This is a genomic window from Bacillus infantis NRRL B-14911, assembly GCF_000473245.1.
GTDB lineage: Bacteria > Bacillota > Bacilli > Bacillales > Cytobacillaceae > Bacillus_AB > Bacillus_AB infantis.
Window position 1 is genome coordinate 4,546,833 of sequence record NC_022524.1, and the last position, 24,249, is coordinate 4,571,081.

At 49.6% G+C, this 24,249-nt stretch carries 26 protein-coding genes; 10 read left to right on the forward strand and 16 right to left on the reverse strand.

The window, feature by feature from the left end:
- Window positions 1–6: 6 nt before the first annotated feature.
- From moaD to N288_RS22450, 8 genes are all read right to left on the reverse strand, one after another.
- Complete coding sequence (gene moaD / locus N288_RS22415; RefSeq protein ID WP_009794346.1) at window positions 7–237, reverse strand: molybdopterin converting factor subunit 1; 231 nt, start codon at window positions 235–237, stop codon at window positions 7–9.
- The gene (locus N288_RS22420) at window positions 230–694 is read right to left on the reverse strand and encodes a molybdenum cofactor biosynthesis protein MoaE (protein ID WP_009794347.1); all 465 of its coding nucleotides are present in this window, start codon (window positions 692–694) and stop codon (window positions 230–232) included. The genes moaD and N288_RS22420 overlap by 8 nt, the downstream gene beginning before the upstream one ends.
- Window positions 695–765: 71 nt before the next feature.
- A complete protein-coding gene (gene mobA, locus N288_RS22425) occupies window positions 766–1,362 on the reverse strand; it encodes a molybdenum cofactor guanylyltransferase (protein ID WP_009794348.1) in 597 nt (198 codons plus the stop codon).
- Window positions 1,363–1,695: 333 nt separating this feature from the next.
- Window positions 1,696–2,430 (reverse strand): ABC transporter permease, encoded by a 735-nt coding sequence (locus tag N288_RS22430; protein WP_009794349.1) that lies wholly within the window; start codon window positions 2,428–2,430, stop codon window positions 1,696–1,698.
- A gap of 1 nt (window position 2,431) precedes the next feature.
- The gene (locus N288_RS22435; protein WP_009794350.1) at window positions 2,432–3,139 is read right to left on the reverse strand and encodes an ABC transporter permease; all 708 of its coding nucleotides are present in this window, start codon (window positions 3,137–3,139) and stop codon (window positions 2,432–2,434) included.
- Window positions 3,139–4,050 carry an ABC transporter ATP-binding protein gene (locus N288_RS22440; protein WP_009794351.1) on the reverse strand — a complete coding sequence of 304 codons (912 nt, stop codon included), beginning with the start codon at window positions 4,048–4,050 and terminating at the stop codon, window positions 3,139–3,141. The genes N288_RS22435 and N288_RS22440 overlap by 1 nt, the downstream gene beginning before the upstream one ends.
- 345 nt (window positions 4,051–4,395) lie before the next feature.
- The gene (locus tag N288_RS22445) at window positions 4,396–5,775 is read right to left on the reverse strand and encodes a sensor histidine kinase (RefSeq protein WP_009794352.1); all 1,380 of its coding nucleotides are present in this window, start codon (window positions 5,773–5,775) and stop codon (window positions 4,396–4,398) included.
- Window positions 5,772–6,449 (reverse strand): response regulator transcription factor, encoded by a 678-nt coding sequence (locus N288_RS22450; protein ID WP_009794353.1) that lies wholly within the window; start codon window positions 6,447–6,449, stop codon window positions 5,772–5,774. Before N288_RS22450 ends, N288_RS22445 begins: the two co-directional genes overlap by 4 nt.
- Before the next feature lie 140 nt (window positions 6,450–6,589).
- Between N288_RS22450 and pdxK the strand changes: the two genes are divergently transcribed.
- The 3 genes from pdxK to bshB2 all read left to right on the forward strand — a co-directional run bounded on the left by pdxK (window position 6,590) and on the right by bshB2 (window position 8,592).
- Window positions 6,590–7,426: a pyridoxine/pyridoxal/pyridoxamine kinase gene (gene pdxK / locus N288_RS22455; RefSeq protein ID WP_022544522.1), complete on the forward strand. Its 837-nt coding sequence runs from the start codon at window positions 6,590–6,592 to the stop codon at window positions 7,424–7,426.
- Between the two features lie 128 nt (window positions 7,427–7,554).
- Window positions 7,555–7,902, forward strand: a complete 348-nt coding sequence (locus N288_RS22460; protein ID WP_022544523.1) for a YojF family protein — start codon at window positions 7,555–7,557, stop codon at window positions 7,900–7,902.
- Between the two features lie 21 nt (window positions 7,903–7,923).
- Window positions 7,924–8,592, forward strand: coding sequence for a bacillithiol biosynthesis deacetylase BshB2 (gene bshB2 / locus N288_RS22465; RefSeq protein ID WP_009794356.1), 669 nt, complete (start codon window positions 7,924–7,926; stop codon window positions 8,590–8,592).
- A 26-nt stretch (window positions 8,593–8,618) separates the two neighbouring features.
- Here bshB2 and N288_RS22470 read toward each other — a convergent pair whose 3' ends face one another.
- Entirely contained in the window at window positions 8,619–9,062 is a 444-nt protein-coding gene (locus tag N288_RS22470) for an SRPBCC family protein (protein ID WP_022544524.1), read from the reverse strand.
- 175 nt (window positions 9,063–9,237) lie between these two features.
- Between N288_RS22470 and N288_RS22475 the strand changes: the two genes are divergently transcribed.
- From N288_RS22475 to N288_RS22485, 3 genes are all read left to right on the forward strand, one after another.
- On the forward strand, window positions 9,238–9,969 hold the full coding sequence (locus N288_RS22475) for an ABC transporter ATP-binding protein (protein ID WP_009794358.1): 732 nt from the start codon (window positions 9,238–9,240) through the stop codon (window positions 9,967–9,969).
- The gene (locus tag N288_RS22480; protein ID WP_009794359.1) at window positions 9,966–10,994 is read left to right on the forward strand and encodes an ABC transporter permease; all 1,029 of its coding nucleotides are present in this window, start codon (window positions 9,966–9,968) and stop codon (window positions 10,992–10,994) included. Before N288_RS22475 ends, N288_RS22480 begins: the two co-directional genes overlap by 4 nt.
- A gap of 79 nt (window positions 10,995–11,073) precedes the next feature.
- Window positions 11,074–11,727 (forward strand): TetR/AcrR family transcriptional regulator, encoded by a 654-nt coding sequence (locus tag N288_RS22485; RefSeq protein WP_009794360.1) that lies wholly within the window; start codon window positions 11,074–11,076, stop codon window positions 11,725–11,727.
- 439 nt (window positions 11,728–12,166) lie between these two features.
- Here the strand turns inward: N288_RS22485 and N288_RS22490 are convergent, their stop codons facing one another.
- The 3 genes from N288_RS22490 to N288_RS22500 all read right to left on the reverse strand — a co-directional run bounded on the left by N288_RS22490 (window position 12,167) and on the right by N288_RS22500 (window position 14,911).
- Window positions 12,167–13,252 (reverse strand): PQQ-dependent sugar dehydrogenase, encoded by a 1,086-nt coding sequence (locus N288_RS22490; RefSeq protein ID WP_009794361.1) that lies wholly within the window; start codon window positions 13,250–13,252, stop codon window positions 12,167–12,169.
- A gap of 69 nt (window positions 13,253–13,321) precedes the next feature.
- Window positions 13,322–14,188, reverse strand: coding sequence for a Cof-type HAD-IIB family hydrolase (locus tag N288_RS22495; RefSeq protein WP_022544525.1), 867 nt, complete (start codon window positions 14,186–14,188; stop codon window positions 13,322–13,324).
- A 60-nt stretch (window positions 14,189–14,248) separates the two neighbouring features.
- Complete coding sequence (locus N288_RS22500; RefSeq protein ID WP_009794363.1) at window positions 14,249–14,911, reverse strand: DNA alkylation repair protein; 663 nt, start codon at window positions 14,909–14,911, stop codon at window positions 14,249–14,251.
- 214 nt (window positions 14,912–15,125) lie between these two features.
- Here N288_RS22500 and N288_RS22505 point away from each other — a divergent pair, with 214 nt between their 5' ends.
- Complete coding sequence (locus tag N288_RS22505; protein WP_009794364.1) at window positions 15,126–16,643, forward strand: glycine betaine uptake BCCT transporter; 1,518 nt, start codon at window positions 15,126–15,128, stop codon at window positions 16,641–16,643.
- A 56-nt stretch (window positions 16,644–16,699) separates the two neighbouring features.
- Here the strand turns inward: N288_RS22505 and N288_RS22510 are convergent, their stop codons facing one another.
- From N288_RS22510 to N288_RS22525, 4 genes are all read right to left on the reverse strand, one after another.
- Entirely contained in the window at window positions 16,700–17,425 is a 726-nt protein-coding gene (locus N288_RS22510) for a hypothetical protein (protein WP_022544526.1), read from the reverse strand.
- A gap of 135 nt (window positions 17,426–17,560) precedes the next feature.
- Window positions 17,561–18,142, reverse strand: a complete 582-nt coding sequence (gene clpP / locus N288_RS22515; RefSeq protein ID WP_009794366.1) for an ATP-dependent Clp endopeptidase proteolytic subunit ClpP — start codon at window positions 18,140–18,142, stop codon at window positions 17,561–17,563.
- Between the two features lie 23 nt (window positions 18,143–18,165).
- Window positions 18,166–18,849, reverse strand: coding sequence for a sigma-70 family RNA polymerase sigma factor (locus N288_RS22520; protein ID WP_022544527.1), 684 nt, complete (start codon window positions 18,847–18,849; stop codon window positions 18,166–18,168).
- Window positions 18,850–19,094: 245 nt separating this feature from the next.
- Window positions 19,095–19,994 carry an SDR family oxidoreductase gene (locus N288_RS22525; RefSeq protein WP_009794368.1) on the reverse strand — a complete coding sequence of 300 codons (900 nt, stop codon included), beginning with the start codon at window positions 19,992–19,994 and terminating at the stop codon, window positions 19,095–19,097.
- A 150-nt stretch (window positions 19,995–20,144) separates the two neighbouring features.
- Here N288_RS22525 and N288_RS22530 point away from each other — a divergent pair, with 150 nt between their 5' ends.
- The 3 genes from N288_RS22530 to N288_RS22540 all read left to right on the forward strand — a co-directional run bounded on the left by N288_RS22530 (window position 20,145) and on the right by N288_RS22540 (window position 24,156).
- The gene (locus N288_RS22530) at window positions 20,145–21,464 is read left to right on the forward strand and encodes a short-chain fatty acid transporter (protein ID WP_009794369.1); all 1,320 of its coding nucleotides are present in this window, start codon (window positions 20,145–20,147) and stop codon (window positions 21,462–21,464) included.
- A 171-nt stretch (window positions 21,465–21,635) separates the two neighbouring features.
- Window positions 21,636–22,403 (forward strand): MerR family transcriptional regulator, encoded by a 768-nt coding sequence (locus N288_RS22535; RefSeq protein ID WP_009794370.1) that lies wholly within the window; start codon window positions 21,636–21,638, stop codon window positions 22,401–22,403.
- Window positions 22,390–24,156 (forward strand): ABC transporter ATP-binding protein, encoded by a 1,767-nt coding sequence (locus tag N288_RS22540; RefSeq protein ID WP_009794371.1) that lies wholly within the window; start codon window positions 22,390–22,392, stop codon window positions 24,154–24,156. Before N288_RS22535 ends, N288_RS22540 begins: the two co-directional genes overlap by 14 nt.
- Window positions 24,157–24,249: the final 93 nt, after the last annotated feature.

Consider the following 24,249-nt stretch of genomic DNA (forward strand, 5'->3'; position numbering starts at 1 on the left):
CCCTCCTCAGCCGCCGCTGACCGGCGGGATGAAAGCGATGACGTCTCCCTCTTTGATCAGCTCGTGATCCAGGGCGAACTCTTCGTTCACTGCTGTCATTACGGTTTCCAGATTAAGGTGATAGGCTTCAGTTAAAATGGCTTTCAGTTCATTGATCGTCTTGCCCGCGGCGTCAAGCTCGATTTCTTCCTTGCCTGCACTTTCACGCAAGTGGGCAAACAGTTTGATTTTATTCATCCAGATCCTCCTTTTGCGGACGGCCAGCCGGATAAGAAACGGTTTCAAGCTGGTTGCCGATCCATTCTTCCCCGTCCTCCCAGTGTTCCTTTTTCCAGATAGGGACTATCTCCTTGATTCTTTCGATGGCATAGCGGTTCGCTTCATAGGCATCCGCCCTGTGCGGGGTAGATACAGCAATGACGACGGCTATATCGGTAATATCCAGCCTGCCTGTCCGGTGGGTGATGGCTGCCTTCGCGCCTTCCCATTTTTCTTCTATTTCATGACCGATCTGCTCAAGCTTCTTCACTGCCATTGATTCATATGCTTCATAGACGAGATACAGGGTTTTCTTGCCGCCCGTCAGCTCCCTGACCGTCCCGATAAACACGGTGACCGCCCCAGCATTGCGCTGGATGACTTTATCAGTGACAGCCTGAACATCAATCGGTTCTTTTGATAGTTCAAAATCCATTTTTTCACCTCTTAGGATTCTCGATGTTTTTATCTATATAGAATAGCAGGATTGGCTTTCCATTCCCAATTTTAAGATTCCCTGCCGAGCATACGCTTAGCCTGCTCGTATTCAGAAGGATGGTTCATATTGAAAAAACAGGCCTCCTCACCACCCCAGCCTTTTTCCAAAAGCTCTTTCTCTGATAAAATCCGGCTGTCCTCTGTGAGCAGATTCCTCATTTTGCGGTCGCCTGCTTCAAGCATTTCCTCTGCCCTCCGGTATAACCCCTTGTGATAGGCACCGAACAAGGGATGAAGCTGCCCGGAGATTTTCGGAACAGCGGCCTGGCATTCGCCCAGCTCGTTTAAAAGGATGCTGCCGAGCCCGGCTGAAAGAAAGGGCATATCACAGGCTGCGGCAAGATTATAGTCTGTTTGCGAATTTTTCAGTCCTGCATGGAGTCCGGCAAGCGGCCCTCCGTCCTGATAGATGTCACCAGCCATCGGGCAGCCGAGAAAATCGTAGTCTTCTGGGGAGTTGGTGACAATGATGATATCCTGGACTGCCTTTTTCAGCTCGTCACGCACCCGTTCAATGACCGTAACTCCCTCTAAGGTCATAAGCGCCTTATTCTGGCCCATCCGGCTTGAACGCCCGCCCGCAAGAATGATTCCTGTTGCTTTCATGCAGCAGCCTCCTTTTTGGTATATGTATCTATTGTAGCTTTCTTGATGGTGGATTAATAGGTAGTGGGAAAAACATCCATGGGAGATAAGCAGTATAGCTTTTTAACGAGGCTGATGATTTCCGTTCCAGGCACTTCGCTTTCCGCGGGGCGAAGTTGAGCCTCCTCGCGCTTGCGCGCTGTGGGGTCTCAACATTTCCGCTGCAATCCCGCAGGAGTCTGCGTGCCTTCCACTGCAATCATCAGGTTTTTTATACTTTTTGGGCGGATCTAATTGACAAGGAAGTTCAGTTAAACCCATTACACAACATGTTCCCCTCTGTCTTCTTTGATACTAAATCTCCTTGCGCTGAAAGTACGTCATTCCTGACAGGAAAAACAGTACGAAGCCGCCGAGGATGACAATCAGGAGGGTTTCCATGGAGGCATTCAGTGCCCCGAATTCTTCTCCCATCCGCGGAATCATGGTCAGAAATGGCTGTGCCCAGGGATAGAACGGGCCGTAGGTTTCTGAGTTGGCTACCAGAATGTTTGGGAGTGTAAAGACCACATTGATGGCCAGCGGAGCGGCAAAGCTGGACCATGCGGCTGAAACAAACATTTGCAGGGCCGCGACCGGAAGGCAGGCAACCCATCCGCCGGCTATGCTTTCCAGGATGATTTTCCACGGAATCGGTGCATCGAATCCTTTCAGCTGTGCCACCAGCAGCAGGCCGCCTAAAAAGAGCAGCTGGGAGACAGCAATCAGCCCCATAACAAGACTGAATTTCACGATATATACATTTCTCCGGGAAACCGGCAGTGACAGCAGCTGCTTCCAGCCTCCGCCCAGATGCTCATAGCGGCAGACAAATGCAGAAAATACACCGGTCAAGAGCGGCAGGAACAGCAGCGCATGGACGAACGCCATGCTGCTGAGGGTGTAGAGCCATTGCAGCTCCCCCTCCATCCCGGGATGATCCGCTTCACCAAAGCCGGCCAACGCTGCCAGAAGAGGACTTATAAATATAAGCAGCCAGACAGAAGATTTTCTAAGCTTCAGCCATTCAGAGCTTAATAGATTGATCATGCTATTTCACTTCCTTTCTGGAAAAATCAATCAGCCCGGTCAAGTAGATGCCGATGCCGAGCAGGACGCCCGCCAGTGCCGAATAAAAAGGACCGCCCCAGCTCTCAAGAAACAGCCATTTCAGCGGGACCCAGTCCGGGAACTTCACGGAAAACAGGGTCAGCACCGTCGCCAGAATGCCGGCCGTCAGCGGAATGGCCTGATTTTTCATGGTGATGGAAATCCATAACTGCAGTGCAATGAAAGGCATCCCAGCCAAATAAGGAAAGAACACTGATTCCGCCAGATGAAGGAAGGGAAAGTCTGTGCCAAATCCGAGGATCAGTCCCAGAATGATCAGCCCAACGAATAGCAGTACACAGGAAATAAACAATAAGATGGCTGCCAATAGAAACTTGGAGGTAAACACCTTTCCTTTAGAAACAGGAAGGGCCAGGAGCTGCTTCCAGGCATTTGTCTGATGCTCAATATTGGCAATCATGCTGGTGACCAGCGCAAGCCCGAGCATGATCGCAGGGATGCTGAGGAAGCTGGCTTCACCGATCAAGCCTTTCCATAAATCTTTTGCATAAACTCCTGTCAAATACTCATAGCGGAGCCCGAAATTGAACGCTTCAAGAGCGACAACGCCAAAGGGGCCGAGAAAAACGAGGAACAGGATCATCTTTCTTTTGATTTTCAGAAAGTCGGCGGAAAGCATGTTCATCATCACAGGCTTCCCCCTTCTCCTGTCAGCTCCAGGAAGATGTCCTCGAGCGTTTTTCTCTGCTCCTGGACACGGTATACAGAAACATCATGGCGGACCAGTGTTTCCACAGCCGCGGCCACCTGGGTGTCTGTCCCGTCAAGCAGCAGGTGCTCCCGCTTTTTTTCTGCCTGGATGCCGTTTGACAGCAGCGCTCTCCAGGCTTTCTCTGTTTCATTGACTGTAATCGCAATCTGGCTGTTTGCCTTCTGCCTGAGAACATGGATCGAATCCTGGAAAATCATCGACCCTTTGGAGATGATGCCCACCTGTGTTGCCATTTGATCAATCTCTGATAATAGATGGCTGGAGACGAGGATGGTCATTCCATGCTGTGCCGGCATGCTTTTGATCAGCTCGCGAATTTCAAGAATGCCGGATGGGTCCAGTCCGTTCGTCGGCTCGTCCAGGATCAGCAGCTCAGGGTTCGCGAGCAGGGCGGCGGCAATTCCAAGCCGCTGCTTCATTCCAAGGGAAAAGCCTTTTACCGGCCGTTTCGCTTCCTTTGACAGGCGGACAATGGCCAGCACTTCATCGATCCGTGATTTTGGCACCTCGAGAATCCTGCGGAGAGCCTCAAGATTTTCGATGGCGGTCAGATGTCCGTAATAGGATGGATATTCAACAAGAGAGCCAACCTTGCGAAGGATCTGCAGCTTCTCTTTTTTCAAATCCCTGCCAAAGATATGGATGGAACCGCCCGTCGGCCTGGCCAGCCCGAGCAGCATCCGGATCGTCGTTGTCTTGCCCGCACCGTTAGGGCCGAGGAATCCGTATATTTCTCCTTTCGCCAGCCGCAGATCCACATTTTCGACCGCACTCCGTTTTCCGAACTTTTTCGTTAAACCATTCGTTTCCAGGATTAATTCGCTCATTTTCTTCACCTCGGAACCATCTTATCCCGCGAAGGTTAAGCTGGGGGTGGGGGGAAGTTTAAATTTGGTTTAAAAAAGGATGGATGTAGGCTGCATTTATGAATTTCTTTGAAAAATTCCATCTATCTTAGTAGCAGCTGGCGCCGATATGCATGATTTCCGGCTGATTCCACCTAAATTCAGCGTTTTTCTACATAAAATTTCAATGATTCGCCCTAAAAATGAAATGATTCGCCCTACTTTTTTGGTTATTCGACCTTTTATACATTTATTTCCAATCCAGTCTTTTTACTAAAACCGAAGTAAAAAAGAGTCCAGATGAAATCATCCGAACCCCACCAATAACTATCCATCCTTATACCCTTTTCCCAAATCCCCCTTCCTCCCAATCACCATCTCCGTCCCGCAGCTGCTGCTGTTAATCTGAAGATCAAGATCCATCTCCTTCAGCATAAGAGCTGCAATGGAGAGACCGATGCCAGCGCCTTTGCCAGCAGACTCTCCTGTCATTCCCGGCCCTTTATCTTTTACGGCCAGAATTTCCTTTTCTGCATCAAGCAGGACGCCGACATATCTGCCCTGGGCGGCGTGCCGGAGGATATTCTGAAACAGATTATCGAGGATGCGGTTCATCCATTGCCCGTCTATATCCCAGTAGATGCTCTTGTCCGGCAGCTCAATATCAAGCTCGAAGCCTTCATTTTCAAAAACAGGATACCAGGCGGCTGCCGAGGTTTTTACGAGCCGGACGATATCCGTTTTTTCCGGATTGTATGGATACTTGCCTGAGGTTAATAGTGTATAGGAAAGCAGGTTTTCGATCAGCTGGCCAAGATAGTTGACTTTATTGTCAATGAGTTCGAGAGATTCCCGGCCTTTTTCGGAAGTGATTTCTTTTTTCAAAGAATAGGCATGGCCCCTGATTGTTGTCAGCGGGGTTCTGAGGTCATGGGAGAGATTGGCGATCAGCTGGCGCCTCAGCTCTTCTTCTTCCCGCTCCCGCTGCCTGCCTGTTTCAAGCTGGTCGATCATCCGGTTAAAAGCCCCTTCCAGCTGGCCGATTTCATCCTTCTTATCAATGGCGATCGGCAGGGGGATCCCGCCTTCAGCAGGCTTGTCCATTGCCTCCTGGAGACGGAGCAGTCTCTGGCGGATTCTGTAAAAGAAAATCCAGGACACAAAAAGGAACAATCCCAGCACCCCAAAGGTGGCAATCAGATAATAATAGTCATAGCTTCTGCTTACTTGCTCCCATTCTGTGTCCATTTCTCCCCGGGGCACCTGGATGACCATGAACCCTTCGGATTTCCCGGACCCGATGAATGAAACGACAGTATAGGGATCAGCTTCAAGGCCCCTGTTCGTCTTCATGAAATCTATGGTGTACAGCGGGTCCCACTGGGCAGGGATCTTTATTTGCTCTGGAAGCTTCAGCTTTGTGCTCCCCTGTCCGTCGACCCAAAAGATGCTTGCCTTATTGTACTTCTGCTTAAGCTCCCGGAGCCTCTCATTGATTTCCTCATCCGTCCTGCCGCCGAGCTTCTTTCCTTCTTCCTTCCACATTGATTCCATGCCTTTGCTGTCTTCATAGACATTCGGGTCATGCTCCTGCATGGAAAATGGGATATGGAATAAAACTGAAACGAGCGGAAAGGTGATTGGCATGAGCACCAGCGCCAGCAGGATGATGAGCAGGTATCTGCCCTGCAGTGATTTTGGCTTCATTGCTTCACCCTGTAGCCGATGCCCCGGATGGTTTCCAGGATGGCAGGCGAGCCTGGGTTTTCTTCAATTTTTTCGCGCAGGTAGCGGATGTGGACCATCAAGGTTTTATCTCCGTCCATATAGGGCTCCCCCCAGACTGCCTCAAAAATCTGCTCTTTTGTGAGAATCTGGTTCGGATGGCGGAGCATGTACATGAAAATCTGATGCTGCTTGCCTGTCAGGATGATCTCTTCGCCGCTCCTTGTATCGGTGATGCGATTCTCCCCAAGGCTGACTTCGAGATGGCGAAGCAGGAGCCGGCTCTGTTCCGGCTTTCCATACCTCCGGAGCAGCACATCGACCCTTGCCGCCAGCTCTTCCGGATGAAATGGCTTTGTCAGGTAATCATCGGCAAACTGCAGGCCCTGCAGCTTATCATCGACAGCCGTCCGGGCCGAAAGCATCAGGATAGGAATCCCCGGAGCATCCTTCTTCAGGCGCTGGCCGACCGTAAAACCGTCCAGACCTGGCAGCATTACATCAAGGATGACCAGGTCCGCTCTGGCAGCTGCCTGGGCTGCTCCCTCCCCTGACTGCAGCCAGTCGACCGAGTAGCCTTTTTCAAGGAGATAATCTTTCGTCCATTTGCCGATTTCTTTATCATCTTCGATATATAGGATGTTCTTCATCTTCATCACCGCTCAATCTTCTATTTCTGTTTTTATCATAGGTAAATTTTGGCGAAAAGAAAAGGGGTCCCTGCAATTCGTTCCAATTGTACTGAGATATAATATTGTTATAATCATAATTAGAACAATAATGGGAGGCGCATGACATGACTATGAAGAAAGTACTTACGATTGCTGGATCGGATACGAGCGGAGGAGCGGGCATCCAGGCGGACCTGAAAACATTCCAGGAACTCGGTGTGTACGGGATGACTGCACTGACAACGATTGTAACGATGGATCCGAAAGACCAATGGCATCATCATGTACATCCGCTGCCAATCGAAACGCTGAAGGCGCAGCTTGAAACCATCCTGTCTGTCGGCATCGATGCCATGAAGACCGGCATGCTCGGAACGGTGGAAATCATTGAGCTGGCGGCAATGGTGATGGATGAAAATAAATTGAACAACACGGTCATTGACCCTGTAATGGTCTGCAAGGGCGAAGATGAAGTATTGAACCCGGAGACCACTGACGCGATGAGGGAGCTTCTTCTTCCGCGGGCAACAGTGGTAACGCCGAACCTGTTTGAAGCATGGCAGCTGGCACAGACCGGGCCGATCCGCACCATCGATGATATGAAGGAAGCGGCTGCGAAAATTCATGACATGGGTGCGAAGTATGTATTGATCAAAGGCGGCAGCAAGCTGAAGCATGAAAAAGCGGCTGACCTCCTATATGACGGAAAAGATTTCCTTTTGTTTGAAAACGAGCTGATTGATACTGTTTATACGCATGGGGCAGGCTGCACCTATTCTTCTGCAGTAACTGCAGGGCTTGCGAAGGGCCATAGCGTGACAGAAGCTGTCGAGACCGCGAAATCCTTCATTACGGAAGCAATCCGCCATGGGTTCCGCCTGAACGAGTATGTGGGTCCTACGATGCATGGTGCATATCGCAGCAATGGCTCAATCGAAAAAGCCGAGGGCCGGAAAATCTGATAGCGGAGGAAACACTGCCGCTGCTTAAAAGGAATGTGGAAGCGCCGATTTCGCTTTTCCATTCCTTTTTTAGTAAAATAATCTCATTCAAGGAACAGCAGCATTGTGCTGAAAGGAGGCATATATTTATGAAGCCTGTCGTAAAAGAAGATGTGCAAAAAGAGATTAGCCGGCTTGCCGGAAAGAACGTTTTTGTTCACCTCGAAACCACAAATGGGGCATACGCATCCCATTTTGATGAGTCTTTTTTCTCTGCCGGAGCCTATATCCGAAACGCATCCCTCAAATATGAGCTCGGAAAGATTACCGGAGACGGCCCGTTCAGAGTCGGTTTGAAAATGGAATTCGGCTGGGTGTATGCGGAGGGCATCACCCACTTTGAAGTGGATGAAATCGGCCGCCTGCTGATGGCTGGCCATGATAACAGCGGAAAGCTTGCTGTAGCGCTGCAGATCAGCGAGACTCCGTTTGAATAAAAGTGAAAGGAGAAATAGCTAATGGATAAGGAAAGACATGTACTCGTCATTTTCCCGCACCCGGATGATGAAGCGTTTGGCGTGTCAGGCACGATTGCTTCCCATGTTAACAGCGGGACCCCTGTTACATATGCATGCCTGACGCTTGGCCAGATGGGGCGCAATCTGGGTAACCCTCCTTTTGCAACGAGGGAGAGTCTGCCGCTGATTCGCCGCAAAGAATTGAAGGAGGCTGCCCGCGTCCTGGGGATCCAGGATTTGCGGATGCTCGGCTATCGTGACAAAACCATTGAATTTGAGGATGAAAAATTGCTCACCGACCACCTTTTTTCCATTGTGGAAGAAGTGAATCCGTCACTGGTCATTTCCTTTTATCCGGGATATTCGGTTCACCCGGACCATGATGCAACAGGGGCAGCTGTTGTAAGGGCACTTGAGCGCCTGCCTGAGCAGGACCGGCCGAAGCTGCATTGTGTCGCATTTTCCAATAACTGCGTCGATGAACTTGGCGAAGCGGATATTCTCAATGATGTCAGCGCCGTTGTCGACCAGAAGCTTGCTGCCATTAAAGCGCATCTTTCCCAGACACAGCTGATGGCTGCCCAAACGGAGGAAAAGCTGAAAAATAAGGACCCGCAGGCTACAGCCTGGATCCAGAATGAACGGTTCTGGACTTATAAGTTCCAATAAAAAAAGAGCCCCCGGGCTCTTTTTTTTTACTCTTCATCCCCCTGCAGCATCTGCTTCAGATAGGACAGCTGCCTGCCATCTTCTTTTTTTATAATCTTTACGAGCATTGGCTTTGTCAGGGACATGATGAAGCCGGATGTGTGGATATTGGCTTCGAGCTCCACCTGCGTGCCTTCATCAATTTCCGTGAATGTATAATCATACGTGACAACCAGCCCATTGGAATTGCTTTTTGCTGTATAGGACCTGTCCTGTTCAAATTGTGTATATTCAATTTCAGCCTTGACCTTCTTGCCCCTGATCATCCTTGTTTCAATGAATTTCGTGGATGGCCCGATCGGACCGTCCGTTGCCTTTTCCATCTTGACGACATTCGGCATAATTTCAGGCGCGTTGTCCGGGTTGGTGGCGTACTGGAAAACTTCTGCTACTGGTCTTCTTATAATGACAGTTGATTTAAAATCAGCCATATTCTGCACCCCGTTTAAAAGATTTGCTGGTACAGAGAACATTATACCTTTTTCAGGGTTGGGAGTCAGGTTTTAATTTATATGTCTAGTGAGTGATTACTCACTTTACAAAGACGCTTCACTCACTTACTATAGAAGTGAGTAATCACTCACTAAATAAAAGAGGTGATTTTTCATGAGTATTCAAGCTCCACTCGTTTCTGTTAATAATGTCAGCAGGAAATTCGGAAGCCAGTATGTTCTTACAGGTCTCAGCCTGACAATACGCCAGGGAGAAATCTATGGGCTCCTCGGTCCATCCGGTGCAGGCAAAACCACCCTGATTAAGCAAATTGCCGGACTGGATATTCCCCATGCCGGGGACATCACGATATTCGGCGAAAAGGTTCCATCTTTAAGCCTTTTGGAGAGGATTGGCTATATGGCACAATCAGATGCTCTATATGGAGAACTTACCGCCGCAGAAAACTTAAGATTCTTTGCTTCCTTATACGGCCTTAAGGGGACCCGCAAAAAAGAGCGGATGCTGGAATCCATGCAGGTTGTCGGGTTATCTGAGCACATGGATAAGCTTGTCTCCAACTATTCCGGCGGGATGAAAAGGCGTCTGTCGCTTGCCATTTCCCTTCTTCACGAACCCGAGCTCCTCATTCTGGATGAGCCGACAGTCGGGATCGATCCCGTACTGCGCCAAAGCATCTGGTCAGCCTTTCAGGAATTGAAGCATAAAGGCAAGACACTGATCATCACCACCCATGTAATGGATGAAGCCGAAAAGTGCGACAGGCTCGGACTGCTTCGGGATGGCAGGCTGATTGCTTCCGGCAGCCCGGCAGAATTAAAAGCAGAGAAAAATGCGATCACGATTGAAGAAGCCTTTCTGGCCTATGGAGGTGAACAGCGATGAGGCTGACTGCTTTGGTTATCAGGATTTTAAGGCAGTTTATTAGAGATAAACGTACAATGGCCCTGATGATCCTCGCCCCGATTCTCATCCTGACGATGCTTCATCTCGTCTTTAACGGAGAAGATTATAATCCTAAAATTGGCCTGGCCGGAATTCCTTCCGAATGGTCTGAAAGGCTTGAGTTTCAGGACGCTGCTGTAACAGAATACGATTCGGCCGATCACGCTGAGGATGACCTGAAGGAGGGGAAACTGGATGCCTATCTGTCCATGAACAATGGGACACCGGCAGTCAGACTGGAAGGAAGCGATCCCAGCATAAGTAGGGAAGCGGCACAGGAAGTCCAGGAAGCTTTCAAGCAGCTTCAGCCTGGCGGCCAGGAGTCCGGCTTGAAAATCAGCCAGCTGCACGGCTCACCCGATATGGGACAATTCGATTACTTCGGGCCGGTTCTGGTCGGCTTCTTTACCTTCTTCTTTGTTTTCCTGATTGCAGGTGTATCCTTTTTGCGGGAAAGGACTACCGGAACGCTTGAGCGGCTCTTGGCCAGTCCTTTGAGGCGCTGGGAGATCGTAGGCGGATATATTGCAGGCTTCGGCATTTTTACCATGCTCCAGGCAAGCATCATTGCCTCTTTTGCCGTTTATGTACTGGATATGAGAATGGAAGGTTCTTTCCTTTATGTGCTGCTCACTGTCCTGCTGCTCTCCTTGACAGCTCTTACACTCGGAATCTTTTTATCTGCTTTTGCCAATAACGAGCTTCAGATGATCCAGTTCATCCCGCTTGCGGTCGTGCCGCAGATCTTCTTTTCCGGTCTGTTCAATCTTGAGACGATCTCCGGCTGGCTCAGCTGGATCGGTCCGCTGACGCCGCTCTATTATGGTGCGAATGCTTTAAGGGATGTGATGGTCCGCGGATATGGCTTTGGGGAGATTTGTCCGGATCTTATTGTCCTGGCTGGATTCTCTCTCGCCTTTGCCCTGCTCAATGTCCTTGCCCTGAAAAGATACCGGAAGATCTAGCTGTTTTTCATTTCCTCCGTATATGATTATAATGACTTTATCAGACACGGTGAAAACCTATCATATAAGGAGCAGATAAATGCCTGAACAAGAGTCCCTGATTGATTATCTATTCGGAGAAAAAGCCGGACTGACAGAGAAGCAGAGAAGCATCCTGCTTGCGGCCATTCAAATGTTTTCAGAGAAAGGCTATTCCGCAACATCAACGAATGAAATTGCAAAATTGGCAGGTGTGGCGGAGGGCACGATTTTCCGGCACTATAAAACGAAAAAAGATCTTTTGCTGGCCATTGTCGAACCGATCATGAGCGATCTGGTGGCCCCCTACCTTATCCAGGATATCGAGCAGGTGCTGAAGCAGCGGCCGATCCGCTATGAAGACTTCCTCCGCTCCCTGCTCGACAACCGCATTGCCTTTTTAAAGAAAAACCTGCCGATTGTTAAAATACTGATACAGGAAATCCCCTTTCATCCTGATTTGAAGAAAAGATTTATTGAACAGATTGCCGAAAAGGTTTTTCAGCAGTTTGCAAAAATCGTGGAATATTATCAGGAGCAGGGCCAGATCATTTCCGGCATCCCTCCAAAAAGCATTGTGCGGATGACCTTCAGCGCTTTAATAGGCCATCTCGCCATCCGCTATTTGTTCCTGCCAGAGGCGCAGTGGGATGATGAAGCTGAAGTGGAGCGGACCATCCGTTTTGTCATGAACGGCCTTTCTCCCCTATCATAAAAAAATGATAAAAAAATAAGGGGAGTTTTTACTGTTAAATGCAGATCAGAAGTGGTTTTAGGGAAAATAAGGGGAGTTTTTCCCTCTATACAAAGAAGATCTATCATTTTTCACGTTTTTAAGTCAAATAAGAGGAACTTCTCCCTCTATATAAGAGGTTTTCAGTACTATTCGCTAAATAAGGGCAATTACTCCCTCTATAAATATCCATTTGCAGGACCCAGGTTTCTTTGTTTAAGCATCCAAAAGTTTAAAGACAACCCGGCCGTTCAACTATTCAGTAATTGAGTGCGCTGATGAACAATATTTTCAATGTAAAAAGCTTGGGATATCCCAAGCTTTTTTGTTTCCCGTGCTATTTACGCAACGAAAACGTATGTTATTTAGGCTACCCTCTCCACATTATCTGAACTATTTGCCCAGTGAGCCTGCCTCTTTTCTATTCTGAAAGCCGGATTTTATACAGCTTATCATCGTTTGGCCCCGGGTTGCCGCGGCCATCCGTATTATTGCCGGCGAAATACAGGACATTACCGGAGAGCAGCACATCCCTGATCCTTCCGGCACCGGTGATGAGTTCCTTTAGCTCCCCTGACTCCAGGTTGAATTCAAGTACTGCAGTACCCCTCAGCGCAGCCGCATATAGCTTGCCGTCCTTGATGGCAATGCCGGATGGGGCCCAGGTATTGTCTTCCCCTGAGGTGAAGAGCGGCGTTTCCATGCCTTCCTTCTCTTGCTTGCCCTGGATGACCGGCCAGCCGTAGTTTTTCCCGGCCTCGATCCGGTTGATCTCATCATTGGCGGAAGGTCCGTGCTCAGAGGCATAAAGGGTGCCGTCTTCAGCCCAGGCAAGGCCCTGCGGATTGCGGTGGCCATAGCTGTATACATAAGAACCGGCAAATGGATTATCGTCGGGAACCGTTCCATCCAGATTCATCCGGAGGATTTTTCCGCCGAGGGAATCCAGATCCTGGGCGATTTCCGGATCGGCTGCCGCGTCGCCTGCGGTAGCATAAAGCTTGCCGTCAGGGCCGATTTTCAGGCGGCCCCCATGATGGTATTGCCCGCTCGGGATCCCATCCAGCAGCAGCCTTGTTTCCTCCCAGGCATCCTCCGTCTGCTTCAGGACGACGATCCGGTTCTGCTGTACGGATCCTTCTTCATACGTATAATACGCAAAGGCTTCTCCAGAGCTTTCAAAATCCGGGGAAAGGACAAAGCCGAGCAGGCCGGCCTCCGAAGCCTGTGAGAGTTTCTTTTTCAGGCGGACCTCCTGCCTCTGCCGGCTGCCTTCTTCTGCTTTTACAATGCTCCCTGTCCTTTCAGTTATATAAAAAGTGCTTCCTGCCTGGTCGATCGACCACGGGGTCTTCAGATCGGCCGCGAACTCTTCCGCCTCCGGCACGGCTGAAGCCGCCTCCTCGCTTTCCTGCGGCCTCGGCTCTGTCTCATTCGATTTGTCTTCTGCCGAGCAGCCCGCCGTTGCCAGCAAACCGAGCAGCATGAATAGGGCTGATTTTTTCACAGTATCTCCGCCTTTCAGTTAAAGGTTTCAAAACGCCCAAAAAACAGGCCGGTTCGTGCCGTCATTTCCCTATGCCTTAAGGGCATCCAGGATTGCTTTTGCCACTCCGCTTTCTTCATTAGTCAGCGTCACAAAGTCGCACTGTGCCTTGATGATTTCGTCTGCATTGCCCATGGCGACAGACCTGCCCACCCGTTTGAACATAGAAAGATCGTTATAGTTATCGCCTATTGCCATTGCATCCTGGATGCCTGTCCCGCTTTTTTCAAGGAAGGCTTCAAGCGCAACGCCCTTTTGCGCTTGTTTGCTAGTCAGCTCCAGGTTTTCCTCACCGGAAGAGCTGATGACGAGCCCTTCGTCCTCAAGCGGCACAAGGGCTTCCTTTGCCGCTGCAAGCCTTTCAGCGTCGAATGAGAAGGCAAGGAGCTTATAAATTTGATGCTCTGTATCATCAAAAAGGATATCGTAGCTGTCCACCTTTTGGACAAGCCCTTTTGTGAACCTTTCCTCTGCCGCCTTCATGACTTCATCCACATCAGCTTCAGGGTTTCCGCTCATAAAGATGTCGACGATGATAGAGACGCCTTTATCGGCATCAATCGTGTAAGTGCCTTTGTTTGTGTACACTTCAAAATAAACGCCATTTTGCAGGAGCGCCATGCCGGCTGTCCTTGCCGTCGACTTGTCAAGCGGATTGCTGGCTATTACTTCTTTATCGATGGACCTCACTTCGGCCCCATTGACGCAGATCATCGGGGTGTGTATCCCGGCTTCTTCCAGGACGAAGTTCGCTTCAAAATAGGATCGTCCTGTGGCGATGACAACCTCCACCCCTTCTGCCTGCGCCTTCTGGATCGCTTTTCTGTTTTCTTCTGTAATCTGCTGGGTTGCGGTCAGCAGTGTCCCGTCCATATCAATCGCGATGCATTTCACCATGATTTCTTCACCTACTAATTGTTTTTTCAATCTATGTAGCATTCTATCAGTTTTTCCTTCTTATTTTAAATATTTGCTACCCTCACGGATGCTCAAGGGTGCGAGCGGAGAACTGCTGATAAAGCTTCTGACTGACTCAGGGTTTGTCTTGCTGTACTCCCTCAAGGCCCAGCCGATTGCCTTTTGGATAAAAAATTCCTTGCTGCCGGCATTCTGGCTGATGAATTCATACAGGATGCCTTCACTTGTATTTTGCTTGTACCGGAGCTGAAAGATGATGCTTGTCCTTCTCAGCCATAGATGGCTGCCATAGGCCCAATCCTTCACTGTATCCTCAATGGTTTCAGGATGATCGGAGGCAATTCGGCCGACAGGGTGGGCAGCCAATGTATCAACAGTATCCCACCAGGACTTTTCTGTAATCAATCTCTCCATAAATAGCATGTCGTCTTTTACAAGCTTCTTCAAGGAGCTGAGGATATAGTCACAGGCTGCATATTGATATTCCCTTTCTTCCTTCTTCCATAGCTCTGACACAAACTCATGCTGAAAAGGCTCCTTCAAGATCTGAGTTTCTGCAAAAAACCCCTTCGTAAGCTTCCTGCGCTCCGGCGTCCTTATTCCCAGGAACGGGAAGTTGCCTTTCATATATTTTCTCATCGGCTCTGCCTGCTCAGCATTCCTGTGCAGGGTGAATTTTTCTTCCAAAGGTTTGAGATACATCTCATCCAGCTCCTATATATTCAGATTTTTTGCTAAATAGGTTGCTAACTTGCTTATTAGGGTATATATCTACATGAGGCACTCTCAAGGCGGCAAAATCCCGGCTTTCCCGCCATATATTCTTGGATATTGCCATTTTCAGCTATTGATGGCGTTTTCTCCAGTCTTTTATACATGTTAAGGTTAAATATAGAGAAAAAACAGGGGGTATTCTATGAATGAACAGCAAGATAAGTCATTAAACAGTGTATTTTGGGTCTCTGCTTCAGTGATCCTTCTGCTTGTCCTCACAGGCGTCTTCCTGCCTGACATTTTTTCAGGGGCCGCACAGAAAGCCTTCGATTTCACTACATACGCCTTTGGCTGGTTCTACCTGCTATCGGTACTCCTCTTTGTATTTTTCTGCCTATTCCTGGCCATCAGCAAATATGGCCGCATCCGGCTTGGCGGAGATGATGAAAGACCCGAATATTCCTTTTTCACGTGGATCGGCATGCTCTTCAGCGCCGGATTCGGCATCGGCCTTGTCTTCTGGGGAATCGCCGAGCCGATGAGCCATTATTTTTCGCCTCCCATCGCTGATATGGAAGGGCTCACACCTGAAGCAGCAAGAACTGCCATGGGCTACTCTTTCTTCCATTGGGGCGTCAGCCAATGGTCCGTCTTCACGATTGTCGGACTCGCAGTCGGCTATTTCCAGTTCCGCAAAAAGCAGGACGGGCTTGTTTCCACTACGCTCAAGCCGATCATCAGTACAAAAAAGGAGCGGACAGGCCTCCGGAAATTCATTGATATCCTGGCTGTCATCGCCACTGTCCTTGGGGTAGCCACATCACTCGGGCTTGGGATCCTGCAGATTAACGGCGGATTGAATGCTGCCTTCGGGATCACTAACAGTGCATGGGTGCAGATTATCATCATCGTCGTTTTGACAGCCCTTTTCCTGTTGTCGTCTACGACCGGGTTGGATAAAGGAATCAAGTATTTGAGCAATCTTAACCTTTCCCTTGCTCTGATCATCATGCTCTTTGTATTCATTGCCGGACCGACTGTTTTCATCCTGAATACGTTCACACAGGGCATCGGCGATTATATTACCAATTTCATTAACTGGAGCCTGCGCCTTACACCTTATAAAGGCGGTACATGGGTGCGTGACTGGACGATTTTCTATTGGGCATGGGCGATCGCCTGGTCCCCGTTTGTCGGCGCGTTCATTGCACGGGTATCAAGGGGCAGGACCATCAGGGAATTTGTCGTCGGCGTGCTGATCATACCGCCGCTCATCGCCCTTTTATGGACAGCCGTGTTTGGCGGGACCGCCCTGCATTTTGACCTGTTCCAGGGAACAAGCATAGCTGAAGCAGTCAATGCGGATGTTACCAGTGCACTGTTCACAACATATGGTGAATTGCCGTTTACCTTTATTGTCTCATTATTATCGATTCTGCTGATTTTCACGTTTCTTATTACCTCAGCAGATTCGGCAACCTATATTCTCGGCAGCATGACCTCCAAGGGGTCACTGATGCCTCCCCTCGGTGTGCGCATCGTCTGGGGCATCCTGATCGGTGCGATTGCGGCCGTCCTCCTGCTCAGCAGCGGGCTTGAGGGACTGCAGACTGCCTCGCTTGTCGCAGCCCTGCCATTTACTGTCATCCTTGTCTTTATGTGCATTTCGCTCCTCAAATCATTGAGCAAGGAACCGCCTGCGCCAAGGACCAAAAAATAAACAGCGAAACTCCCGTATTTAAGCGGGAGTTTTTTTGGTATCAAAATTATTTTCCCCTAGTGCTTTGATATATAAGATTTCAGCTCCTGCATGTCAGTTGTACGATAAATAATCTTCTCCTGCTTAAAAACAAAATAGGAGGGAAGCTCGTTCAGTTCCAGTTCGGGATAAGCTTTTTGTAAATAATCCAATTCTCCAGATATGTATCCAGAGGCAAATCGATCGCCTGGTTTTTTATTGGCAAATTTAAGAGATGATGAATTGCTGACAGCAAATCCAATGACGGTTTGAACCTCTTTATCAGGGGCCAGAAGTTCCTGGTAAGAGACAATCTTTTCGGTTTTGACTCTGGTTAAATAAGTTGCCTTGCCTTTATTCCACTCAGCCTTAATCACAAGGGTCACAGTTCCGGGACGGTTTGTAAAATGAAAGACAGATCCAACCTGTTTATAGATTTCTTCTTCAAGCCGCGGCTCCCAGGCGGAAATGGATATTAGATCAGGCTTCTCCGGAAAGAAGACTGAAAGATCTGAAAATGGTCCGACCGGCAATGCCTCCATGCTTTCCAGGGAGTCTGATAGATTAGCTTTATTCAATGCTTTGGATGTGTCCGTCCCGTTCCATGAATAATCAAACAAAACTGCTTGAGCTTCCTTGCCTTCTGACACTATTTCAGGGAATGGAGGCTTTTCTTCCTTATACAGTTTCCATTTATCGAAAGATAGCAATATAGCCAATAGCACTATCGCTCCAATTCCCCACTTCAAAGATTTCTTAGTCATAATCCGCCTCCTCCACCCCCTAAATGTTACCATATTTTCTTCAGCTCGGGACGTTTATCCAGATTTCCCAATATGATATAAGATTCAATTTTTCAAAAAAAAGCAGCCCATCCTAAAAGGCTGCCATTCCCGCTATCAGCTATGAAAGATGATAGTATCGATAATCCCGTATTCTTTCGCTTCTTCGGCGCTCATGAAATAGTCGCGGTCTGTATCCCTGGCCACTTTTTCAACAGGCTGGCCCGTTTTTTCGGAAATGATTCCGTTGATATGCTCCCGGAGCTTCAGAATGCGTTTCGCGGATATTTCAATTTCAGTTGCCTGCCCCCTGGCCCCGCCGAGCGGCTGATGGATCATGATTTCGCTGTTTGGCAGGCTGCAGCGCTTGCCTTTCGTGCCGGCGAGCAGGAGCATCGCACCGAAGGAAGCGGCCATACCCGTGCAGATTGTCCTGACGTCAGGCTTGATGTACTGCATAGTGTCATAAATTGCAAAGCCTGCTGTTGTGGATCCGCCCGGGCTATTGATATAAAGCGATATATCCTTGTCTGGCGCATCTGCGGCAAGAAACAGAAGCTGGGCAATCACACTGTTTGCCACGTGATCATTGATTTCTTCTCCAATCATGATGATCCTGTCCTTCAGAAGCCGTGAATAGATATCATAGGAGCGCTCGCCCCTGCTCGACTGTTCAATTACATATGGTATTGCCGTCATATCCAATCCTCCCTTTCTGCGGTCTACGCCGCGATAGAGAGTGTGCATTGCGGAGGAGACTGCCTGCGATGATGGCAAGGCTTTGGCTCAGCATGGACAGACAGGCTTTTCAGTGACGGCAGCATCGGGAGCGCCCTTAGAAGACAGCCTGGATCTTCTTCCTGGAGGGACTTTACCAGCAGCCTGGCAACAAAGGCAGCCTCTTCGCTCCCGGTGTCAGGACTGCCCGTGTCTGCATCTGACTGCAGCTGCTTGCGCGCCCGGCTTAAGGCCGACTTTACGGCAAATTCGGTTGTCTGCATCAGTCCGGCAATTTCCTTTGAGGTATATTGGAACCCTTCCTTAAGAGCATAAATGACTGCCTGCTTCAAGGTCAGGCATTCCAACAGCTTTTCGACAGCTTCACTGCTGACGTATTGCTTCTCTTCATTCCGGATGGGCTCCGGCGCCTCCTCCAGCTGCTCCTTTTTACGTTTGCGCGTCACATCCACCCAGCAGTTATAGGCAATTTTCTTCAAAAGTGCCTGGCTGACCCGTTCAGGCTCGTAGCTGCTGGCGGCACGGAGGAAAGCCTCCTGTGCAAGGTCATCCCCATCCCAGCTGTTCCGTGCGAGAAATCGGCTATAGCGCTGAAGGGCGGGATACATCTCATCCGCCTTCTCCGCCAATGCCGGCACCTGGTCTGCCTCTACCTGCTTCATCACCATCGCTGCTCACTCCTTTTACACATCTCTGCCCCTTAAACGGATCAGGGAGGAAGAAAAGATACGGCCATTCAAATATATTTTATGCATTTCATGAAAGAGTTCTCTAATAGTGTATTCTTCAGGAAGCCGCCCCAAACCTTCCCATTTTACTTCCCAACTGTGAAAAACTGGCCAAGGCACAGCTCCCCAGGGGTCCTGAACAGTCTTCCATAGAAAAACCGGGCCAGCCCGCCCGGCAGCTTTCCTTATGAACTTACCATCGTCCCGCCGTTGATATGAAGCACCTGCCCGCTCATATAGCGGGAGTCGTCGGAGGCAAGGTAAACATACGCCGGAGCCAGCTCAAACGGCTGGCCAGCCCTTTTCATCGGCGTATCTGTGCCGAATTCTGATACCTTCTTCGCAGAGAAGCTGGCGGGGATGAGCGGTGTCCATATAGGACCGGGAGCTATGGCATTCACCCGGATTCCATTTTTCTCAAGCGACAATGATAAGGACCTTGTAAAGGTTACGATCGCACCTTTTGTCGAGGAATAGTCAATCAGATCTTTATGGCCTTCGTAGGCCGTAACGGACGTTGTATTGATGATGGAGCCCCCTGCCTTCATATGGGGAAGAACGGCTTTTGTTAAGTAGAAAAACGCGAAAATATTGGTTTCAAAGGTGTCGAAGAGCTGTTCCCTTGTGATATCGAGAATGCTCTTCTGCACAAATTGGACGCCATGGTTATTGACGAGGATATCGATCCTTCCGAAATGATGAAGCGTTTTTTCGACAATTTCCCGGGAAAAGTCTTCCCTTCTCATATCGCCGGCGATAAAAAGACTTTCCCCGCCAAGCTCCCGTATCCTTTCCTGTGTTTCCCTGGCATCCTGGTGCTCATTCAGGTAGACAATGACGACTTTGGCGCCTTCCTTTACAAACGCGTAAGCCGCCGCACGGCCAATCCCGCTGTCCCCGCCGGTGATGATGGCCACCTTCCCTTTCAGTTTCCCTGACCCCCGGTAGTCCGGGTCCTCCGAAATCGGTCTTGGCACCATCTGATATTCCAGGCCGGGCTGTACATCCTGATGCTGCGGCGGGAAAGACAGCGGCTTTTCTTTGCATTCCTCTTTTTTTCCGTAATAAGGATAGACTGGATACATGATCACCACTCCTGTTCATAGGCATATGACTATCCAGTGTATTCTGTGGATCCCCACTTGGTGAAAAGAGAAGATTAAGGAGCAAAAGAAGGAAAAATTAGAATATTACAGAAACTATATAGGAATTGTTTTTTTAAAGGGGGAATTAATATGAAAGCTGTCGTCTCACTTTTTAACCGGATCATGCAGCGTTATTTGCCGGATCCATTCCTGTTTGTGGTGATCCTGACCTTCGCCGTTTTCGGCCTGGGGCTCATCTTTACAGAAAGCAGCCCGTATCAGATGGTCCAGTTCTGGGGAGGCGGGTTCTGGGGACTTCTGACATTCTCGATGCAGATGGTGCTCGTGCTGGTGACGGGCCATGTGCTGGCTAGCAGCCGCATTTTTAAAAAGGGCCTTGGCTCATTGGCAGGCCTGGCCAAATCTCCGGGGCAGGCCATCATCCTTGTCACTGTCATCTCCATACTCGCGAGCTTGATCAACTGGGGCTTCGGCCTTGTGATCGGTGCACTTTTTGCCAAAGAGCTGGCGAAAAAGGTCAAAAATGTAGATTACCGGCTCTTGATTGCAAGCGCATACACCGGCTTTATTGTCTGGCATGGAGGCATTTCTGGTTCGATTCCGCTGACGATTGCAACAGCCGGGCATTTTTCAGAGGACCTCATTGGCATCATCCCGACAGACCAGACCATCTTTGCTTTTTTTAATATTGCTATTATCTTAGGCATTTTCATCATTATGCCGATTGTGAACAGAATGATGATGCCCTCCAGGGAAGACACTGTCGCGGTTGACCCTGCCCTGCTTGAGGAGGACCAGCCGGCTGCTGCCATTGAACAGGCGGCCCTGACACCGGCGGACCGCCTTGAGAACAGCAAGATCCTTTCCATGCTGATCGGCATTTTCGGGCTTGTGTTCTTATTCTATTATTTTGCTACAAACGGGTTTAAGCTCAATCTTGATATCGTAAACTTCCTGTTCCTGTTCCTGGGCATCCTGTTCCACGGGACTCCAAAGCAGTTCCTGAACGCGACAGTCAATGCCGTGAAAGGAGCCAGCGGCATCATCATCCAGTTCCCGTTCTATGCCGGGATCATGGGAATGATGACCACTTCCGGGCTTGCGGCTGTGATGTCAGAGGCATTTGTGTCCATTTCCAATGATTTCACCTTCCCATTCTTTGCCTTCCTTTCCGCCGGCCTGGTCAATTTCTTTGTCCCGTCAGGAGGCGGCCAGTGGGCCGTACAGGCGCCGGTCATGCTTGAGGCGGCACAAACGCTCGGTGTTTCGATACCAAAGACAGCCATGGCAGTCGCCTGGGGCGATGCGTGGACTAATCTGATCCAGCCATTCTGGGCACTTCCCGCCCTTGCCATTGCCGGGCTGAAGGCCAAGGATATCATGGGTTACTGCGTGCTTGCTTTATTTGTAAGCGGTATCATTATTTCGCTGGGAATGCTTTTTCTATAAGACTTCCGAAAACCCGCTCCGGCGGGTTTTTTTCATGCAGCCGGTTCCTGCTTATGGGCAGAGCTGCGGCTTGGCTATAATAGACTTAAGTAATTTTTTATAAAAACAGCTTGCATCTCACGCTGCGTGAGGTTTTATGATAAAGACAGATAGATTAAGGGAGATGAAGAGATGGCTGGCAAATACTCAATCGGTCAATTTTCAAAGAAAACCGGCACCACGATCAGGACACTCCATTATTACGATGAAATCGGCCTCCTGGAGCCAACCGAAATAACAGATTCAGGGCGCCGCTATTATTCCGACCCTGATTTCACCGTGCTCCAGCGGATTGTGACACTGAAATACCTCGGCTATTCCCTCGAGCAGATCAAAGGGATGCTCCAGAATGAAAAATGGAGCCTGAAGGATTCTCTTGCCTTTCAAAGAGCGGAGATGATCCGTAAGAAGGAAGAAGTCGAAGGGGTCATCCGGGCTTTGGACCGGGCGCTCTATGTAATGGAGGATCAAAACGAGGTGGATGCTGGCATCTTCATTTCGCTCATCAACACCATCCACCGGGAGGATGAACAGAAAGAATGGCTGAAGAGCTTCCTCCCGGAGGAAAGAGTAGATTCGATTTACGCCATTCCCGAGGAGAAACAGCGGGAATATGAAAGCAGATGGGTTTCCATTTCAATGGGCTTGAAGGAGCTTGCTGGTTCAGACCCTGCTAGCGGGGAAGTTCAGGCTTTAATTGAGGCCATGATGGAGATAGTCGATGAAATCTCGGGAAACGATCCTTCGCTTCTGAAAGAAATCAGTTCGGTGGATTTAAGCGATGAGGATGACGGCGGTCTTTTTCATATCCCCTTCTCCCCTGAGGAGGAAGAATGGCTTGCAGCTGCACTCGGTCTGTATCTGGAGCAGAAAGGAATGAATGTTGATGACGAAAAATGAGGATCCTGCAATCAAAAAAGGCAGCTGGAAAGCTTTCTGGGGTCTGCTGAAGGACTCCAAGCCCCCGCGCTGGATCCTGCTGTCGGCCATCATTCTCAGCATCCTGGAAACCGGTGCCGGGCTGATCGTCCCCCTTTTCACCAAGTCGATGGTCGACCAGCTTGCCGCATCTTCTTTGGAGATGAGCGTCGTGCTCCTCCTGGCGGGTGCCTTTATCATCCAGACTGTATCTTCCGGGTTTTCTTACTATTTCCTCAGCTATATCGGGGAAGCAGTTGTAGCGTCCATCAGGAGGAAGCTTTGGGGACAGATTCTTCATCTGCCGGTCCCTTTCTTTGACCAGCAGCAGTCAGGTGAAACGATGAGCCGGGTCACTCAGGACACAAATATTGTCAAAAACCTCATTACCCAGCATTTGATTTCATTCCTGACCGGAATTATTTCCATCATCGGCTCCGTGATCATCCTTCTGCTGATCGACTGGAAAATGACTCTTGTGATGATCATTGCTGTACCGCTGGCCATTGCTATGATTATGCCGCTGGGGCAGAAGATGTATAAGATTTCAAGAGCAACCCAGGATGAAATGGCGAGTTTTTCTGGCAATCTCGGACGGGTTCTTGCAGATATCCGCCTCGTCAAAGCCTATCATGCTGAAAAAGCAGAGCAGGAGAGCGGCGACAAGGGAATACGCCACCTATTCCAGTTCGGGATGAGGGAAGCGAAAATCCAGGCAGTCATTTCCCCCTTCATGACCTTCATCATGATGTTTGTGCTCGTCATCCTGATCGGCTATGGCGGTGTACGCGTTGCTTCTGGCGCCCTGTCAGCAGGCTCGCTCGTCGCCATAATCATTTATATGTTCCAGATTGTAGTTCCTTTCAGCCAGATGGCATCCTTCTTTACAGCCTTCCAGAAGGCTGTCGGGGCAACAGAAAGAATCCAGCATATATTTGACACCGAAAAGGAAGTGGATAAAGGCACGGAGGCTGTGGCCAATCCAAGCCAGGATATCACTTTTGAGAAGGTGAGCTTCGCCTACAAAGAGAAGGAGATCCTTGGCGGGGCCTCACTGACTGTACCTGCCGGAAAGACCACGGCCATCGTCGGCCCGAGCGGAGGCGGAAAGACCACCCTGTTCGCCCTGCTGGAGCGCTTCTACCTCCCGCAGACAGGCCGGATCCTGCTCGGCGGTCAGGACATCAGCTCCTTCCGCCTCCATGCATGGCGGTCATCAATCGGTTATGTTTCACAGGAAAGCCCGATCATGTCAGGCACCATCCGCGATAATATTGCCTATGGAATGGAGCGGGAGGTACTGGATAAGGAAATTGAAAGAGCAGCGGAGCTCGCCAATGCTTCGGAATTCATCGATGCCCTGCCTGATGGATTCGACACACAGGTCGGTGAGCGCGGCATCAAGCTTTCCGGTGGCCAAAGGCAGCGGATTGCCATTGCCAGGGCGCTGATCCGCAATCCCCGCATCCTGCTGCTTGATGAAGCTACATCCAATCTCGACAGCACATCAGAGCATCTTGTCCAGAAAGCACTGGAGCATCTGATGGAGGGCCGCACCACCCTTGTGATTGCCCACCGGCTCTCCACTGTCGTGGATGCCGATCAGATTGCCGTACTTGAAAACGGAAGCATTACCGGGACCGGCACACACCGGGAACTGTATGAAAAACATTCTTTATACAGGGAGCTCGCAGAGCAGCAGCTGTCAGACCGCTCTGCCGCCTCAGGAGGCTGACTTTTCAGGTCAGTCTCTTTCCTTATAAATATATTTCTTTGGGAAAAAGGTTTAAAAACAAGGGAATCCGTGGAATTTAAGAGAAGTGGGTTG

Coding starts and splice junctions, on each gene's coding strand:
- clpP (WP_009794366.1), bottom strand. CDS start 18,142: ATGACGGCAATACCATATGTAATTGAACAGTCGAGCAGGGGCGAGCGC.
- bshB2 (WP_009794356.1), top strand. CDS start 7,924: ATGGATAAGGAAAGACATGTACTCGTCATTTTCCCGCACCCGGATGAT.
- N288_RS22440 (WP_009794351.1), bottom strand. CDS start 4,050: ATGAGCGAATTAATCCTGGAAACGAATGGTTTAACGAAAAAGTTCGGA.
- N288_RS22505 (WP_009794364.1), top strand. CDS start 15,126: ATGAATGAACAGCAAGATAAGTCATTAAACAGTGTATTTTGGGTCTCT.
- N288_RS22530 (WP_009794369.1), top strand. CDS start 20,145: ATGAAAGCTGTCGTCTCACTTTTTAACCGGATCATGCAGCGTTATTTG.
- N288_RS22430 (WP_009794349.1), bottom strand. CDS start 2,430: ATGATCAATCTATTAAGCTCTGAATGGCTGAAGCTTAGAAAATCTTCT.
- N288_RS22460 (WP_022544523.1), top strand. CDS start 7,555: ATGAAGCCTGTCGTAAAAGAAGATGTGCAAAAAGAGATTAGCCGGCTT.
- N288_RS22450 (WP_009794353.1), bottom strand. CDS start 6,449: ATGAAGATGAAGAACATCCTATATATCGAAGATGATAAAGAAATCGGC.
- N288_RS22500 (WP_009794363.1), bottom strand. CDS start 14,911: ATGTATCTCAAACCTTTGGAAGAAAAATTCACCCTGCACAGGAATGCT.
- moaD (WP_009794346.1), bottom strand. CDS start 237: ATGAATAAAATCAAACTGTTTGCCCACTTGCGTGAAAGTGCAGGCAAG.
- N288_RS22480 (WP_009794359.1), top strand. CDS start 9,966: ATGAGGCTGACTGCTTTGGTTATCAGGATTTTAAGGCAGTTTATTAGA.
- N288_RS22495 (WP_022544525.1), bottom strand. CDS start 14,188: ATGGTGAAATGCATCGCGATTGATATGGACGGGACACTGCTGACCGCA.
- pdxK (WP_022544522.1), top strand. CDS start 6,590: ATGACTATGAAGAAAGTACTTACGATTGCTGGATCGGATACGAGCGGA.
- N288_RS22510 (WP_022544526.1), bottom strand. CDS start 17,425: ATGACTAAGAAATCTTTGAAGTGGGGAATTGGAGCGATAGTGCTATTG.
- N288_RS22435 (WP_009794350.1), bottom strand. CDS start 3,139: ATGATGAACATGCTTTCCGCCGACTTTCTGAAAATCAAAAGAAAGATG.
- N288_RS22475 (WP_009794358.1), top strand. CDS start 9,238: ATGAGTATTCAAGCTCCACTCGTTTCTGTTAATAATGTCAGCAGGAAA.
- N288_RS22485 (WP_009794360.1), top strand. CDS start 11,074: ATGCCTGAACAAGAGTCCCTGATTGATTATCTATTCGGAGAAAAAGCC.
- N288_RS22535 (WP_009794370.1), top strand. CDS start 21,636: ATGGCTGGCAAATACTCAATCGGTCAATTTTCAAAGAAAACCGGCACC.
- mobA (WP_009794348.1), bottom strand. CDS start 1,362: ATGAAAGCAACAGGAATCATTCTTGCGGGCGGGCGTTCAAGCCGGATG.
- N288_RS22445 (WP_009794352.1), bottom strand. CDS start 5,775: ATGAAGCCAAAATCACTGCAGGGCAGATACCTGCTCATCATCCTGCTG.
- N288_RS22520 (WP_022544527.1), bottom strand. CDS start 18,849: ATGGTGATGAAGCAGGTAGAGGCAGACCAGGTGCCGGCATTGGCGGAG.
- N288_RS22470 (WP_022544524.1), bottom strand. CDS start 9,062: ATGGCTGATTTTAAATCAACTGTCATTATAAGAAGACCAGTAGCAGAA.
- N288_RS22420 (WP_009794347.1), bottom strand. CDS start 694: ATGGATTTTGAACTATCAAAAGAACCGATTGATGTTCAGGCTGTCACT.
- N288_RS22525 (WP_009794368.1), bottom strand. CDS start 19,994: ATGTATCCAGTCTATCCTTATTACGGAAAAAAAGAGGAATGCAAAGAA.
- N288_RS22540 (WP_009794371.1), top strand. CDS start 22,390: ATGACGAAAAATGAGGATCCTGCAATCAAAAAAGGCAGCTGGAAAGCT.